Annotated in this window: 6 protein-coding genes; 4 read left to right on the top strand and 2 right to left on the bottom strand. The window is 70.4% G+C overall.

Annotation, left to right across the window (positions count from 1 at the left end; translation table 11 throughout):
* Positions 1–422 precede the first annotated feature (422 nt).
* Complete coding sequence (locus VLF18_RS01555; RefSeq protein ID WP_325277854.1) at positions 423–1,961, top strand: vWA domain-containing protein; 1,539 nt, start codon at positions 423–425, stop codon at positions 1,959–1,961.
* Positions 1,962–2,019: 58 nt separating this feature from the next.
* Positions 2,020–2,343, top strand: coding sequence for a hypothetical protein (locus tag VLF18_RS01550; protein WP_325277853.1), 324 nt, complete (start codon positions 2,020–2,022; stop codon positions 2,341–2,343).
* 247 nt (positions 2,344–2,590) lie between these two features.
* On the opposite strand, the gene VLF18_RS01545 is transcribed toward VLF18_RS01550, so the two are convergent.
* Both VLF18_RS01545 and VLF18_RS01540 read right to left on the bottom strand, forming a co-directional pair.
* The gene (locus tag VLF18_RS01545) at positions 2,591–3,679 is read right to left on the bottom strand and encodes a GGDEF domain-containing protein (RefSeq protein ID WP_325277852.1); all 1,089 of its coding nucleotides are present in this window, start codon (positions 3,677–3,679) and stop codon (positions 2,591–2,593) included.
* A gap of 117 nt (positions 3,680–3,796) precedes the next feature.
* Positions 3,797–3,970, bottom strand: coding sequence for a hypothetical protein (locus VLF18_RS01540; protein WP_325277851.1), 174 nt, complete (start codon positions 3,968–3,970; stop codon positions 3,797–3,799).
* Between the two features lie 171 nt (positions 3,971–4,141).
* Between VLF18_RS01540 and VLF18_RS01535 the strand changes: the two genes are divergently transcribed.
* Together VLF18_RS01535 and VLF18_RS01530 are read left to right on the top strand one after the other, a co-directional pair.
* Positions 4,142–4,819 carry a TetR/AcrR family transcriptional regulator gene (locus VLF18_RS01535; protein WP_325277850.1) on the top strand — a complete coding sequence of 226 codons (678 nt, stop codon included), beginning with the start codon at positions 4,142–4,144 and terminating at the stop codon, positions 4,817–4,819.
* A gap of 40 nt (positions 4,820–4,859) precedes the next feature.
* Positions 4,860–5,468 (top strand): biotin/lipoyl-binding protein (locus VLF18_RS01530; protein ID WP_325277849.1); only part of this gene is annotated, 609 nt, incomplete at its 3' end.

The raw sequence follows: 5,468 nt of genomic DNA, 5'->3' as shown, positions 1-5,468 counted from the left end.
GGGCCGCGGATTATAGGCCAGAAGGCGTGACCGGTGTCCGGGCGGCAGGCTCGGCCGGACAAGCCGGCGGGGCCGTTCGCCGGTCAATCCGAGGCTGCCGCAGGCGCGGCCCGGCCAACGGCCGCAAGGATTCGTTGCATCGTCAGCTCCCCGGGTCGGTCGTCCAGACGCCACGCGGCGTTTCGAGGTTCGCCGCGTCTGTCAACGAGGACGGGAACGTCCCCGCGTTCCCCGACGCGCCCTTCGCTTCAAACGGCGTCGTCGCGATCCGGTGCGCTAATTCTGCTATCCATTGGGATAACACGCATTTGGCGCGGACGAGCCCGAGTGACATATCTGTCTGTTTCAAAAAGCAATTCAAAACCATGCCCGGCTGGCACGTCGCTTGCCATTGCCCCGTCCGCCACAACGGGAGAAACGACATGGCCAATTTCCGACTCTTCGGTACGCGCCGCACGCCGCCGCCGGCCGATACGCGCAACGAAGCCGGCGGCCGCGCCTATGCGCGCCGCCCGAAGGACGCCCTCGCGCTGTACGCGGCGACCGGCTGCCTCAACGACGTCTACTACGCCGACGCGCAGGCCCAGCTCGAGCAGGCGCTCGCGCTGTGCGCCCAGGTGCCGGCGGCGTTCGTCGCGAAGACCGCGATCTACGCGCGCCGCCGCGGCCACATGAAAGACATGCCGGCGCTGCTCGTCGCCTGGCTCGCGCAGCACGACGGCGAACGCTGCGCGCGCGTGTTCGACCGCGTGATCGACAACGGCCGCATGCTGCGCAATGTCGTGCAGATCCTGCGCAGCGGCGTGGTCGGCCGCAAATCGCTGGGCTCGCGGCCCAAGCGCCTCGTGCGTCAGTGGCTGGAGCGCGCGAGCGTCGACGAGCTGCTGAACGCCGCGATCGGCCAGCGCCCGTCGCTCGCCGACATCGTGCGCATGGTTCATCCGAAGCCGCAGGACAGCGAGCGCGAGGCGTTGTATGCGTGGCTGATCGGCACGCCGTGCGCGCCCGACCGCCTGCCGGCCGTCGTGCAGCAGTTCGAGGCGTTCAAGCGCGGCGACGTCGTCGGCACGGTGCCCGAGGTGCACTTCCAGTACCTGACGGCGTCGCTGGGCCGCAGCGAATGGAAGACGGTCGCGCGCCGGCTGTCGTGGCAGTCGCTGCGCATGAATCTCAACACGCTGCAGCGCAACGGCGTGTTCGAGGACGCCGCGCTGACCGCGCGGCTCGCCGCGACGCTGCGCGACGAAGCGCAGATCCGCAAGGCGCGCGCGATGCCGTACCAGCTGCTCGCGGCCTGGAACGCGGGCCGCGCCGACCTGCCGCCGGCGATCCGCGACGCGCTGCAGGACGCAATGGAAATCGCGACCGACAACGTGCCGCACCTGCAGGGCAACGTGGTCGTCGCGATCGATGTGTCGGGTTCGATGGCCTCGCCGGTCACGGGCCATCGCCACGGCGCGACGACGGCGGTGCGCTGCGTCGACGTCGCCGCGCTGGTCGCCGCGTGCGTCCAGCGCAAGAACCCGTCGGCGCGCGTGCTGCCGTTCGACACGGTCGTGCGTGCGCACGTGTCGAATCCGCGCGACAGCGTGATCACGCAGGCGCAGCGCCTGGCGAGCCTCTGCGGCGGCGGCACGACGGTCAGCGCGCCGCTCGCCCAGCTGTGCCGCGAGCGCGCGCGCGTCGACACCGTGCTGATCGTGTCCGACAACGAGTCCTGGTGCGAGACGCAGCAGGGCCGCGGCACGGAAACGATGCGCCTCTGGAGCCAGCTCGCGGCGTACAACCCGCGGGCGCGCCTGATCTGTCTCGATCTGCAGCCCTACGCAACGAGCCAGACCGTCGCCGGCGAGCGCGTGATGCACATCGGCGGCTTCAGCGACGCGGTGTTCGACCTGCTCGCCGCCACGGCGAACGGCGCGCAGGACTGGGTTGCGCAGATCGAGGCGATCGAGGTGTGAATGGCGCCGCGGCGATTTTCGCCGCGGCGTTCCTCGTGGATTGAGCGAGACGACCGCCATGGACCCATCGATGCTCGCGCTGATCGAGCAGTTCAACGCACTCGACGATTCGCTGTACTTCCCGCATTGGCCCAAGCCGACCGACGGCAGCCTGTCGCGCATCGAAGCGCATTTCGGCGTGAAGCTGCCGCCGTTGCTCGTTTCGCTCGCACGCAACAGCCGGCGATTCGGCCAGCGCTTCGCGAGCATAGGCCCGAACCATGACTCGCCGCAGCACATCATCCGCATCAACAGCTATTGGCGACGCCGTCGGCGCACGCGCCGCGTGCCGCGCGGCTACGTCATCGTCACCGACGAACACGACGACAACATGCCTCATTAGGCGCATTGCGCCGTCTCACAACCGTCGCAGGCAGCAACAAAAGCAGACACACCGCGCCTTTCGCCTCAATCCAACGGTGAGGCCGGCAACGGACTCGGCGCAATGCCCTTCGGTTATTGCGCCCTACGTGCCTGCACCGTTCGCCGGCGAGATCCGCCGGCGTTCGACGGCGCGGATGCCGTCCCCTACGAGTCGTCGCGAGCATAGCGACGCCATCGTCAAGGACGGAGAACGACGCAGTACGTGATCAGTTCAGCGCGACGACCTGGTTGCGGCCCTTGTCCTTGGCCTTGTACAGGCACTGGTCGGCCGCCTTGAGCACGTCGTCGACGGCGCGCCGCGCGGCGCCGCGCGGCGCGACGCCGATGCTCGCGGTGACCTGCACGGTCGCGGCGCGTCCGGGCGTCTTCGCCGACGCCTTGCCGGCCTTGGCCGGTTTCGCCGCGGGCTTGCGCGGCAAGGTCACCCGCAGCGATTCGATCGCGACGCGCGCTTCCTCGCAGGCCGCATGCGCGACGGCGGGCTTGCGGAACAACAGGCAGAATTCCTCGCCGCCGAAACGGAACGCCTGCGCCGCGCGCGTCTGCGCGAGGCTGCGCGCCACCGCGGCGAGCACGCGGTCGCCGGCGTCGTGGCCATGCTTGTCGTTGAACTGCTTGAAGTGATCGACGTCGACCATGGCCAGCGCGTAGTCGCCCGAGAGGCGCGCCAGCGTTTCGTCGAGCGCGCGGCGGTTCGGCAGTCCGGTCAGCGCATCGAGGAAAGCGAGCCGCCACGACGCATAGACGACGCCGACGCCGAGCGTCGCGGCGCCGGCGACGAGCCAGCTGCGCAGGTCGAGTCCGGCGAGCTGCAGCCAGCCGCCAGCGGCGAACAGCAGTGCAAGCACTATCGCCGCATCAAGCGGCCGCCGCGAACGCAGCCAGTGCACGAGTGCGGCCGCGACGGCCGCGAGATTCAGGACGAGCGCCGCGCGCGCCGGCCGCAGCGCGCCGCCGAGCGGCAGCAGGTCCAGCAGCCCGTCCCAGACGTGTGCCGGCGTCATCGTCGTCAGCCACGCCGCAACGGCCACGACGATCACATAGGCGAGCATGCGCCGCGAGCGCAGCGGCGGCTCCGGCACGAGCAGCGCGAGCAGCCAGCACCACGGCAGGAACAGGATGGCCGCGTCACGTGCACGTTCGGCGACGACGCCGCCGTCAGCGGGCCAGGACAGCGCCGCGACGGCGAGCGTCGAGGCGGCCAGCAACTGCGCCGCGCGGTGACGGCGGAACGCGAGCGCGAGCACGAACGCAAGCGCGCAGAGAGCGACGGCAAGGTAGGACGGAGCAGTCATGGGCATGGGTCGGACGAAGCGCCGAGCTTCGCAGATCGTCGTGACGACGGGAATGCTCGGTTGGTCATGCGCGGTTGGGTCGGATTGAGCCGAAGCGAAAGCCAACATCGGGGCGTCTCAGGCGGCGAGATCGCTGAGCGCCGGCGTGCGTGGGGCGCGAGATTGGCGGGGGCGTCGATCGCCGCGGTATCGAGGCACGGTCACCTCTCCGAGCACCGACAGCGCGGCCGAGAATTCCCGCAGCAGCTCGCCGGTGCCGTCGAGTCCGGGCAATACCACGAATCGCGTCACGAGCCTCTCGCTGCGGGGAGTCGTCGCGATTGTCGCGTGCGGGCGGACCGTCGCGACGCGGCAGAGTGTCGCGGCGGGTCGGACTGGGGAGTCGTCGGGGCGAGAGCGGCGGCAACGACGAACCCGCTCCCGTCCTTGAAATTAAATTAATCATCAATTAAATTGCGCGCCATGCCCACACCACCCAAATCCGCCACCCCACGCCGCCGCGGCCGCCCGGCCGCGGCGACCGGTCCCGGCCGCGATGCCGACGCCCGCGCACATCTGCTCGATGTCGCGCTGAAGCTGTTCGCCGAGCACGGCATCGCGGCGACGCCGCTGTCGCAGATCGCGCGCAAGGCGCGCGTCACGCCGGCGTTGCTGCACTACTACTTCGGCAGCAAGGACAACCTCGTCGATGCGCTCGTGGACGAACGTCTGCAGCCGCTGTCGGCCGCGCTCGGGCAGCGCCTCGCGAACGGCGGCGGCGACCTGCGCGCCGCGCTCGAGGCGTTCGTCGGCACCATCCTCGAACTGCTCGCCGCCAATCCGTGGTTTCCGCAGCTCTGGCTGCGCGAAGTGCTCAGCGAGGGCGGCCAGTTGCGCAAGCGCCTGATCGAACGCATCGCGCCGCACGTCGCGCATCGCGTGCGCGAACTCGTCTCCGGCGCGCAGCAGCAGGGGCTGCTCAATCCCGACATCGAGCCGCGCCTGCTCATGGTGTCGCTGATCGGGCTCACCGTATTCCCGCTCGCCGCGCAGCCGATCTGGCGCGCGATCTATCCGTCCGAAGACATCACGACCGACGTGCTGCGCCGCCATGTGCTCGCGCTGCTGCTGCGCGGACTGGAGCTCGGCGATGCGCACTGACCGTTTCCTTGATCCGACCGCCACGCCCCGGAGCGGCGCCATGTATCGAATTCGCTTTTTCTCATTGTTACTCACCACCGCGACCCTCGCCGCCTGCAACGGCGACGACACGCCGCCACTGCTCGGCACGCTGGAATGGGATCGCATCGCCGTCCAGGCCGAAGCGGCCGAGCCCGTCGTCGCGATCGCCGTGAAGGAAGGCGACCGTGTGGAGGCCGGGCAGCTGCTGCTGCAGCTCGATCCGCGCCGCACCGACGCGCAGCTCGCGCAGGCCGAGGCCGAAGTTCGCCGCGCGCAGGCCGCGCAGGCCGAGCTGCAGCACGGCACGCGCTTCGAGACGCTGGCCGCCGCACGCGCCGAGCGCAATCGCGCCGAAGCCGCGCGCAACGACGCGCGGCGCGAGCGCGAGCGTGCCGCGGAGCTGCGCCGGCAGGGCCTGATCGCGCAGGCTGAACTCGACCGTCGGGACACCGCGCTGAAATCCGCGCAGGCCGACGTCGCCGCGGCCGATGCGCGCGTGCTCGAACTCAGCAACGGCACGCGCAGCGAGCAGCTCGACCAGGCCGACGCCGCCGTTGCCGCGGCGGTCGCGCGCGCCGACGAGCTGCGCCTGACGCGCGCGCGCCTCGATATACGCGCACCGCAGCCC

This window comes from Tahibacter sp., assembly GCF_035481375.1.
GTDB lineage: Bacteria > Pseudomonadota > Gammaproteobacteria > Xanthomonadales > Rhodanobacteraceae > Tahibacter.
Note: the sequence above shows the minus strand (reverse complement) of the source record. Positions and strands in the feature narration are given on the sequence as shown.